The organism is Ferrovibrio sp. (genome assembly GCF_035304305.1).
Lineage (GTDB): Bacteria > Pseudomonadota > Alphaproteobacteria > Ferrovibrionales > Ferrovibrionaceae > Ferrovibrio.
The window spans coordinates 20716-35059 of record NZ_DATGQG010000145.1; the positions used below are offsets into that span (position 1 = coordinate 20716).

A 14344-nucleotide genomic window follows, 5' to 3' on the forward strand; every position below is an offset into this window, starting at 1 on the left:
CCGATGGCAGCGGAATACCCGCCGCTGCCACCTCTCTCCACGGGGCTTCGCTGCCGCTGTCCGCGCTGTGGCGAGGCCCCGCTTTTCGAAGGCCTGCTGGACGTACGGCCCGTTTGCCCGTCCTGCGGCCTCGATTACGCGACGGTGAATTCCGGCGACGGGCCGGCCGTCTTCGTCATCCTGATCCTCGGCTTCATCGTCGTCGGCCTGGCGCTGTGGGTCGAGCTGTTCTTTTCGCCGCCGATCTGGCTGCATCTGGTGCTGTGGACCCCGGTGATCATCGGCGGCGCCATTCTGCTGCTGCGGCCCTTCAAAGCGACCCTCATCGCGCTACAATTCCGCCATAAGGCGTCGTCCGACATCGAATTGCTGCGCGAGTAAATCCGTTGAGAATTTTCGGCTTCCGGCCGGCCCTCTGGCCGACCCTGTTCACCATTCCGGCCCTGGTTCTGCTGCTCTCGCTGGGCACCTGGCAGGTCGACCGGCTGTTCTGGAAACTCGACCTGATCGAGACGGTGGAACGCGGCCTGACGGCCGATCCGGTGCCGCTGCCGGCCGGCGACTTCGATCCTGAGGCGTGGAACTATCGCCGTGTTACGGTCAGCGGCACGTTCGATCACGCGCATGAATTCCACGTCTTCGCCCATTCCGAGCGCGGCAATTTCGGCTATCACGTCGTGGCGCCGCTGAAGCGCAGCGATGCCCCCGGCCATGTGCTGGTCAGCCGTGGCTGGGTGCCGGCCGACAAGAAGGATCCCGCCATGCGTCCGGAGGGCCAGGTGACGGGCGAGGTCAGCATTACCGGCATCGTCCGCCTGTCGGCGCCGCAGGGCCTCTTCGTGCCCGATAACGAGCCGGACCGCAATCTCTGGTACTATGCCGACGCCGCCGGGATGCTGGCTGCGGCCGGGATCGACGATGCGCCGATGCTCATCGTCGATGCGGAAGCCTCGGCGACCGTGCCGGGCGGCTGGCCGCGGCCGGGCCATACCCGCGTCACTTTCCCCAACAACCATCTGGCCTATGCCTTCACCTGGTATGGCGGTGCTATCGTCCTGGCAGCGATCTACGTGATCTGGCACCGCCGTCGCGAACGCGGTGGCGGCACACCGGCAAGCGGGCAGGGATGAAAAGCTACAGGGCGCTCGAACAGCGTTTCCGCCGCATTGCGGCCGTGAACGGCGCACTGGCCGTGCTCGGCTGGGACCAGTCGACCATGATGCCCGAAGGCGGCGCCAAGGTGCGTGCCGAGCAGATGGCGGTTCTGAGCGTGGTCCGCCATGAATGGATTACCGACCCCGCGATCGGCGGCCTGCTGGGCGAGGCCGAGGCGAGGAAGGACCGGCTGAACGAATGGCAGCGGGCCAATCTGCGCGAGATGCAGCGCCAGTGGCGCCATGCCACGGCGCTGACGCCGCGACTGGTCGAGGCGCGCAGCAAGGCGACGCTGGCCTGCGAGATGGTCTGGCGTAAGGCCCGCGCCAATAACCACTTCAAGAGCTTCGCGACGGCATTCGCGCCGGTGCTGGAACTCACCCGCGAGGTTGCCGCCGCCAAGGCCGCCGCTTTCGGCCTCAGCCCCTATGACGCATTGCTGGACGAGTACGAGCCGGAAGGCCGCGCTGCGCAGATCGACGCGCTGTTCGCCGATCTCGGACGCTTCCTGCCGGGTTTCATCGACAGGGCCATGGCGCGCCAGGCCAAGCGGCCGGCGGCGACGGAAATACCCGGTCCGTTTCCGGCGGACACCCAGCGGCAGGTCGGCCTGCGCTTCATGAAGGCGCTCGGCTTCGATTTCCGCCATGGCCGCCTCGATGTCAGCCTGCATCCTTTCACCGGCGGCGTGCCGACCGACGTGCGCATCACCACCCGTTACGACGAGGCGGATTTCACCTCCTCGCTGATGGGCGTGCTGCACGAAACCGGCCACGCGCTGTACGAACTCGGCCTGCCGAAATTCTGGCGCAACCAGCCGGTGGGCGAAGCCCGGGGCATGGTGCTGCATGAGAGCCAGAGCCTGCTGATCGAGATGCAGGTTTGCCGCGGCCCGGAATTCCTCACCTATGCGGCACCGATCCTGCGCCGGGCCTTCCGGGGCGAGGGATCCGCCTGGTCTGCGGAAAATCTGGGCCGCATCTACCGCCGGGTGCAGCCGGGCCTGATCCGCGTCGATGCCGACGAGGTTACCTATCCGGCCCATGTGATCCTGCGCTACCGGCTCGAGCAGGCCATGCTCAGCGGCGACCTGCCGGTCGCCGATCTGCCCCATGCGTGGAATGACGGGATGCAGACCCTGCTGGGCGTGGACGTGCCCGACGATGCCCGCGGCTGCCTGCAGGATATCCACTGGGCGGTGGGATCGATCGGCTATTTTCCGACCTATACTCTTGGCGCACTGGCCGCGGCGCAGCTTTTTGCTGCTGCAAAGGAGCGTGATCCGGCTATCCTGCCCGGGATTGCCAGGGGTAATTTCCGGCCGCTTCTGCGCTGGCTGCGCCAGAACGTGCATGGCAGGGGATCGCTGGTCTCGACCGACCGGATCCTGCGCGATGCGACCGGCAGGCCCCTGGGCACCGCCGCTTTCAAGGCGCACCTGAAGGCGCGCTACCTGAACTGACCCGAGCGAAAGATTCCATGCGCTACATCTCCACCCGCGGCCAGGCGCCGGTTCTCGATTTCGAAGGCGTTCTGCTGGCCGGCCTGGCCAGCGACGGCGGCCTCTACCTGCCCGAAACCTGGCCGCAGTTCAGTCAGGCGGAGTGGCGCGCCATGCGCGGCCTGTCCTATGCCGAGGTCGCCTTCCGGGTGATCCGGCCCTTCACCGGCGGCTGCATTCCCGATGCCGACCTGAAGCGGATGATCGCCGAGGCCTACGGCACCTTCGGCCACCGGGCGGTGGTGCCGCTGCGCCAGACCGGCGCCAACGACTGGGTGCTCGAGCTGTTCCACGGCCCGACGCTCGCCTTCAAGGATGTCGCGCTGCAGCTGCTCGGGCGGCTGTTCGACTGGGCGCTGGCGCGTTCGGGCAAGCGTGCGACCATTGTCGGCGCAACCTCCGGCGACACCGGTTCGGCGGCGATCGAAGGCTGCCGCGGCCGCGCCAATCTCGACATCTTCATCCTCTTTCCCCATGGCCGCGTCTCGGATGTGCAGCGCCGGCAGATGACGACGGTGCCCGACGCCAATGTGCATGCCATCGCGCTGGAGGGCACCTTCGACGATGCCCAGGCCATGGTGAAGGCCCTGTTCAACGATGCCGCCTTCCGAAACAGCGCCGGGCTGACCGCGGTTAACTCCATCAACTGGGCCCGCGTCATGGCCCAGATCGTCTATTACGTGACCGCAAGTCTGAGCCTTGGCGGCCCGGACGTCGCCCCGGCCTTCTGCGTGCCGACCGGCAATTTCGGCGACATCTTCGCCGGCTATGCCGCGCAGCGCATGGGCCTGCCGGTTGCGAAGCTGATCGTCGCCACCAACCGCAACGACATCCTGGCGCGCTTCTTCGCCTCCGGCGAATACCGCAAGGACAAGGTGGCGCCGACCATCAGCCCGAGCATGGACATCCAGGTGGCGAGCAATTTCGAGCGCCTGCTGTTCGACATGCATGGCCGCGATGCCGCCCAGCTGCGCGGGCTGATGGCGGAACTGGATGCCAAAGGCGGCTTCAGCGTCTCGCCCAATGCGCTGGCGGAGACGCGCGGGCTTTTCTCCGCCGGCCGTGCCGACGAGGACGCGACCCGGGCGATGCTGAAGCAGGCTTTCGCCGCCTCGAACGGCCGCATGGTCGATCCGCATACCGCGGTCGGCCTCGCCGTCGCCGAACAGCATCGCGCGGACCGGGTTATTGCCCCCGAGATTCCGCTGGTGACCCTGGCCACCGCCGATCCGGCGAAATTCCCCGATGCCGTCGAGGCGGCGACCGGGCATCGCCCGTCGCTGCCGCCGCGGCTGTCCGACCTGTTCGACCGCAAGGAGCGTTTCACCATGCTGCCGAATGACATCTCCGCCGTGCGCGGCTTCATCGAGCGGATCCGGGTGCCGGCATGAGCCTGCGCATCAGTACCCTGCCGAACGGCCTGCGCGTGGTGTCGGATGCCATGCCGCAGGTGAAGACGGTATCGGTGGGTATCTGGGTCGATGCCGGCGCGCGCGACGAGACGCCGGAAATCAACGGCGTCGCCCATATGCTGGAACATATGGCCTTCAAGGGCACGCGGCGACGCAGCGCGCTGGCCATTGCCGAGGAGATCGAGGCGGTCGGCGGCCATCTGAACGCCTTCACCTCGCGCGAGCAGACCGCCTACTACGCCCGCGTCATGGCGGGCGACACCGACCTCGCGCTCGACATGCTGGCCGACATCCTGCAGAACTCGGTCTTCGACGCCGGGGAGATGGAGCGCGAGCGCGAAGTCATCATCCAGGAGATCGGCCAGGCGGAAGACACGCCCGACGACATCATCTTCGACCATCTGCAGGAAACCGCCTTCCCCGACCAGGCGCTGGGGCGGTCGATTCTCGGCACCGTCGAGCGCGTGGCCGGCATGCGGCGCGAGGACCTGCAGGGCTTTCTCGACCGCTTCTATCATGCGCCGAACATGGTGGTGGTGGCGGCCGGCGCGGTGGATCACGACCGGCTGGTGGAGAGCGCGGGCCGGATGCTGGCGGCGCTGCAGGCCACGCCGCGCCCGAAGCAGCAGCAGGCGGTCTATCGCGGCGGCGAGCGGCGCGTTTCGCGCGACCTCGAACAGGCCCATGTCGCGGTGGCGCTGCCCGGCGTCGCCTTTGACGACCCGGCCTATTACGCCATGCAGGTCTATGCCACCGTGCTCGGCGGCGGCATGTCCTCGCGCCTGTTCCAGGAAGTGCGCGAAAAGCGCGGCCTGGCCTATTCGGTCTATGCCTATCCGGCCTCCTACCGCGATGGCGGCCTGCTCACCGTCTATGCCGGTACCGGCGGCGACAAGCTCGGCGAACTGATGCCGGTGCTCGCCGACGAACTGGCGAAGCTCACCGGCCCGATCGGCGCCGACGAACTGCAGCGCGCCCGCGCCCAGCTCAAGGTCGGCCTGGTCACGTCGCTGGAAAGCTCCGGCGCGCGCATCGAGCAGCTTGGCCGGCAGATGCTGCTGTTCGGCCGCCCGCTCGACATTGACGAGGTGCTGGAGGCCGTCGACCGCGTCGACGAGGCGGCGGTGCACGCGGTGGCCGAACGCGTGATGCGGACCGCGCCGCCTTCGCTCGCGGCGCTGGGCCCGATCGGCGCGCTGGAGGATTACGCGCGCTTCGCCGGGCGTTTCGGCTGACACGGCGGGGAGGGGGAGATGCTGTTCGGCCGCTTTCTCCCCGGCGCTGTGGGCATGCTCTCGGGCGAGCGCGTCGACCTGCGGGCGCCGGGCATCGCCGATTTCGAGGCCTGGGCGACGCTGCGTGCCGTCAGCCGCGACCATCTGCAGCCCTGGGAACCGCGCTGGGCGGACGACGCGCTGACCCGTGACGGCTATCGCCGCCGGCTCGCCTGGTTCGACCGCCTGCGGCGGCAGGATCTCGGCGAGGCCTGGTTCATCCATTTGCGCCGCAGCAACACGCTGCTCGGCGGCATCACGCTGTCCAATCTGCGCCGCGGCGCCTCGCAATGCGGCGAGCTCGGCTACTGGATCGGCCTGCCGCATACCGGCAAGGGTTACATGACCGAGGCGCTGGCGCTGGTGGTGGCGCACAGCTTCGGGCCGCTGAAACTGCACCGCCTGGAGGCGGCCTGCGTGCCGGAGAACGAGGCCAGCCAGCGCGTGCTGCGCCGGGCCGGTTTCCGGCCCGAGGGCGTGCTGCGGGAATATCTCAAAATCGACGGCGTGTGGCGCGACCACCGGCTCTACGCCCGGCTGGCGAGCGATCCGCCACCCTGAAGCCGGCGGGAATCAGGCGTGGCCGGCGGCGCTGGCCAGCTTGGAGACGTCGACGCCGATCTTGCGCACGGCGCGCTCCCACACCGAATCCAGATCGGACTCGAACAGCAGGTCGGCGTCGGCCGGCGCGGCCAGCCAGGCATTCTCCTGGATCTCGGCATCCAGCTGTCCGGGCCCCCAGCCGGCATAGCCGAGCGCGAACAGGCTGCGCTGCGGCCCGGTGCCGGTGGCGATCGCCCGCAGCACGTCCAGCGTGGCGGTAAGGCCGATGCCCATGGTTTCATCCAGCGGCACGCTGCCCTGACGCATGTAGTCGGTGGAATGCAGCACGAAGCCGCGGCCGGTTTCCACCGGCCCGCCGAGGCGCACGATGATGTCGTTGTCGATCGCCGGCTCGATGCCGAGCTGGGTCAGCAGATTCGGGAAGGTGAGGCCGGGATAGGGCTTGTTGATCACCAGCCCCATCGCGCCTTCGGCATTGTGCGAGCACATGTAGATCACGGTGCGGGCGAAACGCGGATCGCCCATCGTCGGCATCGCGACGAGCAATTGCCGGTCGAGATAACCGGATATCGATTTGCCGCCACCAACCGTCATGCCAGCTCCCGCATCACCCACATGTTACTCCTGCTTCTCAACTTGTCCATATGCCAATGGTTCCAAGGTCTTGCAATTTCGCGGCGACGGGACAGAGTGGCAATATGAGGATGGTGCCGCTGTTTCTCCGGCTTTTCGCGCTTCTGCCGTGCGTGCTGATGCTGAGTCCCGCGGCGATGGCGGATTCGCGGCTCAGGACGCGCGATCCGGTGCAGCTGTCGCTCATCGCCGCCGGTCCGGATCAGGTCGGACTTCAGGTGCGGCTCGCGCCAGGCTGGAAATTCTACTGGCGCAGTCCGGGCGAGGGTGGTGTGCCGCCGCGTTTCGACTGGTCGCAGTCGCAGAACCTGGCGAAAGCCGAGATCGCCTGGCCGGCGCCGCGCCGCATCAGCATCGGCAGCGCCGATCTGCACGGCTATACCGGCGAGGTGCTGCTGCCGGTCGCGCTCACGCCGCAGCGCAGCGGCGAGGCGATCACGCTGGCGCTCGATGTCGAGTTCGGCATCTGCAAGGAAATCTGCATTCTGCGCGAGGAAAAACTCGCGCGGCTTCTGCCGGCCGGCATGACGGTGGATGCCGGCGCCGCCGAGCTGCTGGCGCGCTGGCAGGACAGGGTGCCCCGGCCTGCGCCCGAGGCCGGCATCGCGCTTGCCGGCCATCGCATGGAATCCGGGCGTCTCGTCGTGGCGCTGCACAGCGAAACGCCGTTCGAGCGGCCCGACCTGTTCGTCGAGGCGGCGCCGGAGGTGTGGTTCGGCCGGCCGGAGCTGGCGCTGAGCGCCGATCGCCGTGCAGCGCATTTCACCGTTCCGGTGCAGCCCGAACGCGCCCTGAAGGACAGCGGTCCGCTCGTTCTGACCGTGACCGATGCGGGCCGGGCGGCGGAACTGCGCCTGCAGCCCTGAGGGGGCTTGTTTCGGCGGCGCAGCCGGATCATCCTGCGCCGGGCCGTATTCGGCTTCGACCGCACCGGTCAGAACCAGAACCAATCAGACGAGGAAACCATGACGATCAAGGTCGGCGACCGCATCCCCGATGTCACGCTCTATGTCATGTCCGAACAGGGCCCGCAGGCGGTAAAGACCGGCGAGCTGTTCAAGGGCAAGAAGGTGGCGCTCTTCGCCCTGCCCGGCGCCTTCACGCCGACCTGCTCGGCCAAGCATCTGCCCGGCTTCATCGAGAAGCATGACGAGCTGAAGGGCAAGGGTGTCGACATGATCGCCTGCCTCTCGGTCAACGACGCCTTCGTGATGGGCGCCTGGGGCAAGCAGCAGAATACCGGCGACAAGGTCACCATGCTGGCCGACGGGTCGGGCGAATTCACCAGGGCGATCGGCATGGAATTCGATCTCTCCGCCCGCGGCCTCGGCGTGCGCTCGCAGCGCTATTCGATGCTGCTCGAAGACGGTGTGGTGAAGAAGATCAATCTCGAGAAGCCCGGCGCCTTCGAGGTGTCCGACGCCAGCACGCTGCTCGCGCAGCTCTGATCCGGACTGCCTCCGACGGAAAAGGCCGGCGAAACCCGCCGGCCTTTCACTTTATATGCAGATCGTCATTCCCGGCCGCGCCGAGGGTGAGGCCATGGATTGGGTAAAGCCTCAGCCCTTCTTCAGCGCGGTCGCGATTTCCGTCGCCGCCGCGCGGGCCAGCTGGTCGACGCGCTCGTTCTCGACATGGCCGTCATGGCCGCGCACCCAGTGCCAGTCGATCTCGTGCGGCGCCGCCGCCGCCTCGAAACGCTGCCAGAGATCGACATTGGCGACCGGTTTGCGGTCGGCGGTCTTCCAGCCGCGCGCCTTCCAGCTGCGCAGCCATTTCGTCGCACCGTCGATCACGTAGCGGCTGTCGGCATACAGTGCCACGCGGCAGGGCCGTTTCAGCGCTTCCAGCGCCATGATTGCCGCGGTCAGTTCCATGCGGTTGTTTGTGGTGGCGGCTTCCGCGCCGGCGAGTTCCTTCTCCGTTGCGCCGAGCCGCAGCAGGGCGGCCCAGCCGCCGGGGCCGGGATTCCCCAGGCAGGCGCCGTCGGTGAAAATCTCCACCGTATCGCCGGTCATCACCGCTCACCCATCACCGCTCACCCATCACCGCTCACCCATCACGGGCGCTCGATGCCGTAGGCCGAGGCGCCCAGCACCTGGCGGTGGAAGGTCAGCTTCTTCCAGTATTCCAGCGGATCCTTCGGCTTCACCAGCGCGCCGGGCACCTGGTTCAGCCAGTCGTAGAGCCGCGTCAGCAGGAAGCGCAGGGCCGCGCCGCGCGCGAACAGCGGCAGGGTATGGACCTCGCCGTCGGTCAGGGGGCGCACGCTCTCGTAACCGTTAATCAGCTGCCGTCCCTTGGTGACGTTGAAGGCGCCGTCCGCCTCGAAGCACCAGGCGTTCAGCGCGATCGCCAGGTCATAGGCGAAATAGTCGTTGCAGGCGAAGTAGAAATCGATCAGGCCGCTCAGGCTCTCGCCGACGAAGAAGACGTTGTCGGGAAACAGGTCGGCATGGATGACGCCATGCGGCAGCGGCCTCGATCCGGCGCGGCCTGGCGTCTCCGGCCAGGCGGCGGCGAGCGCATCGAATTCGCGCCGCAGTTCGCCCGCCAGTCCCGGCCGCACGCCGTCGGCCCGGCCGTCGCAGGCCTCGAGCAGCGGACGCCAGCCGTCGACGCTCAGCGCATTGCGCCGCTGCAGCGGAAAATCCTGGCCGGCGAGATGCAGTTTCGCCATGGCGATGCCGAGTTCATGGCAATGCTTCGCGGTCGGGCGCTTGGGCCAGACGCCGGAAAGGAAGCTGACGATCGCGCAGGGCCGCCCGGCGATCTCGTTCAGCGCCTTGCCCTCGCGGTCATGCAGCGGCGTGGGGCAGGGCAGTCCCTTGGCGGCCAGATGATCCATCAGGCCGAGGAAATAGGGCAGGTCGTCGCGGTTCACCCGCCGCTCGTAGAGCGTCAGGATGTAGCTCGCCCTGTCGGTGACCAGCAGGTAGTTGGAATTCTCCACGCCCTCGGCGATGCCCTTGCACGACATCAGCGTGCCGAGATCGTAGCGGGCCAGCAGCGCTTCGAGCTGCTCGTCGTCGATTTCGGTATAGACGGCCATGCAGGGTGATCAGGCGGCGGAAACGTCGAGGGCGGCGGGCAGCTTGAACTGGACGGATTCCCGCGCCGTGGAAACCTCGCGGACGGTAACTTCGTAACGCGCGCGGAAGGCGTCGATCACCTCTTCCACCAGGGTTTCGGGTGCGCTGGCGCCCGCCGTGATGCCGACCGCGCGCGCATCGCCGATCTGCGCCCAGTCGATATCCGCCGCCCGCTGCACCAGCAGCGCGCGGTCGCAGCCCGCCCGTTTCGCCACCTCCACCAGCCGCAGCGAATTCGAGGAATTCGGCGCGCCGATCACCAGCATGGCATCGCAGCGCGCGGCAATCGCCTTCACCGCGCCCTGGCGGTTGGTGGTGGCGTAGCAGATGTCTTCCTTCTTCGGGCCCTCGATGCCCGGGAAGCGGGCCTTGAGCGCGGCGATGATCTCGGCCGTGTCGTCGACCGAGAGCGTCGTCTGCGTGATATAGGCCAGCGGCTGGTCGCCGGTGATCTGCAGCTTCGCCACGTCGGCGACCGTTTCGATCAGCAGCACGTCGCCATCGGGCAGCTGGCCCATCGTGCCGATCACTTCGGGATGGCCCTGATGGCCGATCAGGATGATGCGGCGCCCCTCGCGATGATGGCGTTCGGCTTCGCGGTGCACCTTGCTGACCAGCGGGCAGGTGGCGTCGAGATAGGCCAGCCTGCGCGCCTTTGCGGCGGCCGGCACGGATTTCGGCACGCCATGGGCCGAGAAGACCACCGGCGCGCCGGCGGGCACCTCGTCCAGTTCATCGACGAAAACGGCGCCCTTGGCAGCCAGGGTGTCGACGACGAAGCGGTTATGGACGATCTCGTGGCGGACATAGACCGGGGCGCCGAACCGCTCCAGCGCGCGTTCGACGATCTGGATGGCGCGATCCACCCCGGCGCAGAAGCCGCGGGGTGCAGCCAGCACGATCTCGATGGCGGGGCGCTCCTGGGCGGGGTGGGCGGCAGTCATCCGGTTTGCAATCTGCTCGTGACGAATCAAGGGCTTGCGGGCATGCCGCTTGTCTGGGCCGGAGCCCTCTTTTATACAGGAAACAGCCCGGCACCCGCCCGGCAAGCTAGTATACCCGACGCCCGAAGGAAAGGCTGCGATGACCCGGTTCCCGCCGCTCCAGCCCTCCCGCCCGCAGCCTCCGAATTGCCAGACCGAATGCCTGCCGTGAGAACCATGCCGCTACTTCGCCCCGCCTTCGCCCTGATGCTGATCGCCGGCCTGGGCCTGGCCGCCTGCAGCGGCAACCGCGACAACACCCGGCCACCGCCCTGTCCGCGGGTCGGCATTCTCGGCGATGCCAACAAGGGCGTGCAGTATCGCCCGGGCCCCGGCCGCGATCTGACCGACGTCACCTTCGAGACCGAACTGCTGGATTACAACGGCGACTGCCGCTACGAGGATCGCCGCGCGGTCGTCATCGTGCGCTTCATCCTGCAGGTGGCCGCCACGCGCGGCCCCGCGGCGACTCAGGACGAGGCCCAGGTGCCCTATTTCATCGCCGTGGTCGACAAGCAGCAGAATGTGCTGGCGCGCGAGGATTTCGTCGCGCGGATTCCGTTCGAGCCCGGGCGCCGGCGCGTCGTGGTGGGCGAGGAGCTCGAGCAGTACATTCCGCTGGCCGGCCGCCATACCAGTGAACTCGAAATCCTGATCGGCCTCGTGCTCGATCGCGACCAGCTCGAGAAGAACCGGCGCGACCGCGGCTTCTGATCCTCCCGCCATGCTGCAACGCCTGCGCCTCTGGCTGCCGGGCCTGACCGTCGCCGCCACGGTTGCGCTGGCGGTCGGCTTCATCGCCGAACATTACGGCGGGCCGCCCTTCCTGCTCGCCCTGCTGCTCGGCATGGCCTTCAACTTCCTCGCCGCCGATCCGCGCGTGCGGCCGGGCATCGATTTCGCCGCGCGCAGCGTCCTGCGGCTCGGCGTGGCCCTGCTTGGCATCCGCATCACCTTCGACCGCATCGCCGATCTCGGCCCGGGTCCGGTGGCGCTGGCGGTCGGCGGCGTGTCGGTTGCGATCCTCACCGGCCTGATCACCGCGAAACTGGCCGGCCGCAGCCGCGAGGAAGGACTGCTGTCGGGCGGTGCGGTGGGCATCTGCGGCGCCTCCGCCGCCATGGCGGTGGCAGCCGCCCTGCCGCGCTCGCCGCAATCCGAGCGCCTCACGCTGCTCACCGTCATCGGCGTCACCGCACTCTCGACTCTCGCCATGGTGATCTACCCGCTGCTGGCCAAGGCGCTCGGCTTCGACGAGACCCAGGCCGGCATCCTGTTCGGCGCCACCATCCATGACGTGGCGCAGGTGCTCGGCGCCGGCCTCACCGTATCGCCGCAGGCCGGCGATGTGGCAACCTTCGTCAAGCTGATGCGCGTTGCCTGCCTGCTGCCGGTCGTCTTTCTGATCGGCTGGGCCTATCGCAACCACGGGGCAGCCGGCGAGGGCGGGGCGGCACGCGCCCAGCTGCTGCCGCCCTTCCTGATCGGTTTCGCTGCGCTGGTGGTGACCGGCAGCATCCTGCCGCTGCCGGCGCAGGCGGTGGGCGTGGTCTCGGATGTCTCGCGCGGCTGCCTGCTCGTCGCCATCGCGGCGCTGGGGGTGAAGACCTCCTTCGGCGAGCTGTTCGCGCTGGGCTGGAAGCCGCTGGCGCTGATCCTGATCGAGACGCTGGTGCTGCTGGCCTTCGTGATGACGGCGCTGCTGGTAGTCGTTTAAAGCTCCGACAGGTGCGCCGCCCGGGCCACCGGAAAATTCGCGACTTGACTTCCTGGGTAATGTACCTATTATGTTCTCATTTGGCCATGGCGTTCAAGGCCACTGCTGTTGCCCATCGTGAATCGTCGGCCGTGACATACAGGCGCATGTCCGCGTCTGGGGCATCTGGTCACCGGATCCGTCCGCGAACGGGACTCAACGGGATTCAACGGGACTGAACGGGACTCAACTGGCTCTCAACGGGATTGAACGGGACTGAACTGGCTCCCAACGGGACTGAACTGGCCCCGAACGGGATCGAACGGGACCAGGCGGTTCCAGGGAAATCAGCGGGTTGGCCGAAAATCGCGCCCCCGCGGCGTCAGTAAGCCAGCGCGCAGCCATCCTTGCGGGGATCGGAGCCGGCCTGCAGCACGCCATTCGTTGCGTCGATCAGCACCGCCTGGCCGCCGCCATGGGGCATCTCGGCCATCTTGATCTCGTGGCCGAGCGCGGCAAGGCCCTTGAGCACGTCCTCGCGGATGCCGCGTTCGGCCTCGAAGCGGCCCATCTGGTGGAAGCCGCGGGCGCAGTCGATCGCCTCCTGCACGTTCATCCCGTAATCGAGGATGTTGGTCAGGACATGGCTCTGGCCGACCGGCTGGAAGCCGCCGCCCATGACGCCGAAGCTGAGCCACGGCTTGCCGTCCTTCACCGCCATGGCCGGGATGATGGTGTGCAGCGGCCGCTTGTGCGGCGCCACGCAGTTCGGATGCGCGGGGTCGACCCGGAAGCCCGCGCCGCGGTTCTGCAGCAGCACGCCGGTCTTCGGGCTGCACAGGCCGGTGCCGTAGGGCCAGAACAGCGAGTTGATGAAGGAGCAGGCATTGCCCTCGGAATCCACCACGCTGAGGTAGATCGTGTCGCGGTAGCTGGTGCCGCCGGCCGGGCCGGTGACCGGCATGGCCTTCTTCAGGTCGATGCGGCTGCGCAGCTCGTCGGCGAAGGCCATGGACAGCAGCTTCTCGACCGGCACATCGGCAAAGGCCGGATCGGCCACATAGGCGTCGCGGGCCTGGAAGGCGAGGCGGGTGGCTTCCGCCTCGATATGGAAGCGCTCGACGCCGACCGGATCGTATTTGGCGAGGTCGAAGCCGCTCAGGATGTTGAGCAGCAGCAGCGTCGTGATGCCGACGCCATTGGGCGGGATTTCGTAGACGTCGACGCCCTTGTAGCGGGTGGTGATCGGCTCGACCCAGAAGGCCTCCTGGGTGGCGAAATCCTCCAGCGTGTGCAGGCCGCCCAGGCTGTTGAGATAGGCGACCATGTCCTCGGCGACCCAGCCGGCGTAAAAGCCGTCGCGGCCCTTCTCGGCGATGGCGCGGAAGACCTTGGCATGTTCCGGCTCGCGGAACACCTCGCCGAATTTCGGCGGGCGGCCGTCCTTCAGCCACATGCGGGCGCTGTTCGGATCGGCCTTCAGCTTTTCCTCGTTGCGGCCCCAGTCGGTGGCGACGCGCTCGGTGACGGGGAAGCCTTCCTCGGCGAAGCGGATCGCCGGCTGCAGCAGGTCGCCGAGCGGCAGCCTGCCGAAGCGCTGGTTGAGCTTGACCCAGGAATCGATGGCGCCCGGGATGGTGACGGCATGCACCGAGGTGAGCGGGATCTCCTTCAGGCCCTGCTGCAGCAGGAAATCGGCAGTCAGCTTGCCCGGGGCGCGGCCCGAGCCGTTCAGGCCGTAGACCTTGCCGCCCCTGGTGGTGTCGGTGCCGGCCGGGGCGTAGAGCACGAAATTGTCGCCGCCGATGCCGGTCGAGCCCGGTTCGACGACGCACTGCACCGCGCAGGCGGCGATGGCGGCATCGGCGGCATTGCCGCCCTTGCGCAGGATGTCGATGGCCGTGACGGTGGCCAGCGAATGGGAGGTGGCGGCAGCGCCGTTGCGGCCCATGGCCACGGAACGGCCGGGCAGTTGCAGATCGCGCATGGGGGCGGGCTCTCCGGCAGAAAATCAGCTCCCGGAGTTTACACGCC

The 14344-nt window shown here is 67.9% G+C and carries 15 protein-coding genes; 10 read left to right on the forward strand and 5 right to left on the reverse strand.

Features of this window, described 5'->3' with window-relative positions; genetic code table 11:
- The first annotated feature begins 3 nt into the window (after window positions 1-3).
- The 6 genes from VKZ87_RS15815 to VKZ87_RS15840 are packed head-to-tail and all read left to right on the forward strand — an operon-like array spanning window position 4 to window position 5903.
- The gene (locus VKZ87_RS15815; protein WP_324222229.1) at window positions 4-381 is read left to right on the forward strand and encodes a DUF983 domain-containing protein; all 378 of its coding nucleotides are present in this window, start codon (window positions 4-6) and stop codon (window positions 379-381) included.
- Between the two features lie 5 nt (window positions 382-386).
- On the forward strand, window positions 387-1130 hold the full coding sequence (locus VKZ87_RS15820) for an SURF1 family protein (RefSeq protein ID WP_324222230.1): 744 nt from the start codon (window positions 387-389) through the stop codon (window positions 1128-1130).
- Entirely contained in the window at window positions 1127-2617 is a 1491-nt protein-coding gene (locus VKZ87_RS15825; RefSeq protein ID WP_324222231.1) for a carboxypeptidase M32, read from the forward strand. Before VKZ87_RS15820 ends, VKZ87_RS15825 begins: the two co-directional genes overlap by 4 nt.
- Window positions 2618-2634: 17 nt before the next feature.
- Window positions 2635-4047 (forward strand): threonine synthase, encoded by a 1413-nt coding sequence (thrC, locus tag VKZ87_RS15830; protein WP_324222232.1) that lies wholly within the window; start codon window positions 2635-2637, stop codon window positions 4045-4047.
- Window positions 4044-5303, forward strand: coding sequence for a pitrilysin family protein (locus VKZ87_RS15835; protein ID WP_324222233.1), 1260 nt, complete (start codon window positions 4044-4046; stop codon window positions 5301-5303). Before thrC ends, VKZ87_RS15835 begins: the two co-directional genes overlap by 4 nt.
- Before the next feature lie 18 nt (window positions 5304-5321).
- Window positions 5322-5903 carry a GNAT family protein gene (locus VKZ87_RS15840; protein WP_324222234.1) on the forward strand — a complete coding sequence of 194 codons (582 nt, stop codon included), beginning with the start codon at window positions 5322-5324 and terminating at the stop codon, window positions 5901-5903.
- Window positions 5904-5915: 12 nt separating this feature from the next.
- Here the strand turns inward: VKZ87_RS15840 and VKZ87_RS15845 are convergent, their stop codons facing one another.
- Window positions 5916-6500 carry a YqgE/AlgH family protein gene (locus tag VKZ87_RS15845; RefSeq protein ID WP_324222235.1) on the reverse strand — a complete coding sequence of 195 codons (585 nt, stop codon included), beginning with the start codon at window positions 6498-6500 and terminating at the stop codon, window positions 5916-5918.
- 104 nt (window positions 6501-6604) lie between these two features.
- Here VKZ87_RS15845 and VKZ87_RS15850 point away from each other — a divergent pair, with 104 nt between their 5' ends.
- Together VKZ87_RS15850 and VKZ87_RS15855 are read left to right on the forward strand one after the other, a co-directional pair.
- A complete protein-coding gene (locus VKZ87_RS15850; RefSeq protein WP_324222236.1) occupies window positions 6605-7405 on the forward strand; it encodes a protein-disulfide reductase DsbD domain-containing protein in 801 nt (266 codons plus the stop codon).
- A gap of 99 nt (window positions 7406-7504) precedes the next feature.
- Window positions 7505-7987 (forward strand): peroxiredoxin, encoded by a 483-nt coding sequence (locus VKZ87_RS15855; protein ID WP_324222237.1) that lies wholly within the window; start codon window positions 7505-7507, stop codon window positions 7985-7987.
- Between the two features lie 111 nt (window positions 7988-8098).
- Here VKZ87_RS15855 and rnhA read toward each other — a convergent pair whose 3' ends face one another.
- From rnhA to ispH, 3 genes are read right to left on the reverse strand one after another with little or no spacing between them, the layout of a single operon-like run.
- Window positions 8099-8557, reverse strand: a complete 459-nt coding sequence (gene rnhA / locus VKZ87_RS15860) for a ribonuclease HI (protein WP_324222238.1) — start codon at window positions 8555-8557, stop codon at window positions 8099-8101.
- A 41-nt stretch (window positions 8558-8598) separates the two neighbouring features.
- Window positions 8599-9591: a homoserine kinase gene (locus VKZ87_RS15865; RefSeq protein WP_324222239.1), complete on the reverse strand. Its 993-nt coding sequence runs from the start codon at window positions 9589-9591 to the stop codon at window positions 8599-8601.
- A 9-nt stretch (window positions 9592-9600) separates the two neighbouring features.
- Window positions 9601-10575: a 4-hydroxy-3-methylbut-2-enyl diphosphate reductase gene (gene ispH, locus VKZ87_RS15870; protein WP_324222240.1), complete on the reverse strand. Its 975-nt coding sequence runs from the start codon at window positions 10573-10575 to the stop codon at window positions 9601-9603.
- A gap of 216 nt (window positions 10576-10791) precedes the next feature.
- Here ispH and VKZ87_RS15875 point away from each other — a divergent pair, with 216 nt between their 5' ends.
- Together VKZ87_RS15875 and VKZ87_RS15880 are read left to right on the forward strand one after the other, a co-directional pair.
- A complete protein-coding gene (locus tag VKZ87_RS15875) occupies window positions 10792-11328 on the forward strand; it encodes a hypothetical protein (protein ID WP_324222241.1) in 537 nt (178 codons plus the stop codon).
- 10 nt (window positions 11329-11338) lie between these two features.
- The gene (locus tag VKZ87_RS15880) at window positions 11339-12331 is read left to right on the forward strand and encodes a YeiH family protein (protein WP_324222242.1); all 993 of its coding nucleotides are present in this window, start codon (window positions 11339-11341) and stop codon (window positions 12329-12331) included.
- 361 nt (window positions 12332-12692) lie between these two features.
- Here VKZ87_RS15880 and ggt read toward each other — a convergent pair whose 3' ends face one another.
- Complete coding sequence (gene ggt, locus VKZ87_RS15885; protein WP_324222243.1) at window positions 12693-14297, reverse strand: gamma-glutamyltransferase; 1605 nt, start codon at window positions 14295-14297, stop codon at window positions 12693-12695.
- Window positions 14298-14344 lie beyond the last annotated feature (47 nt).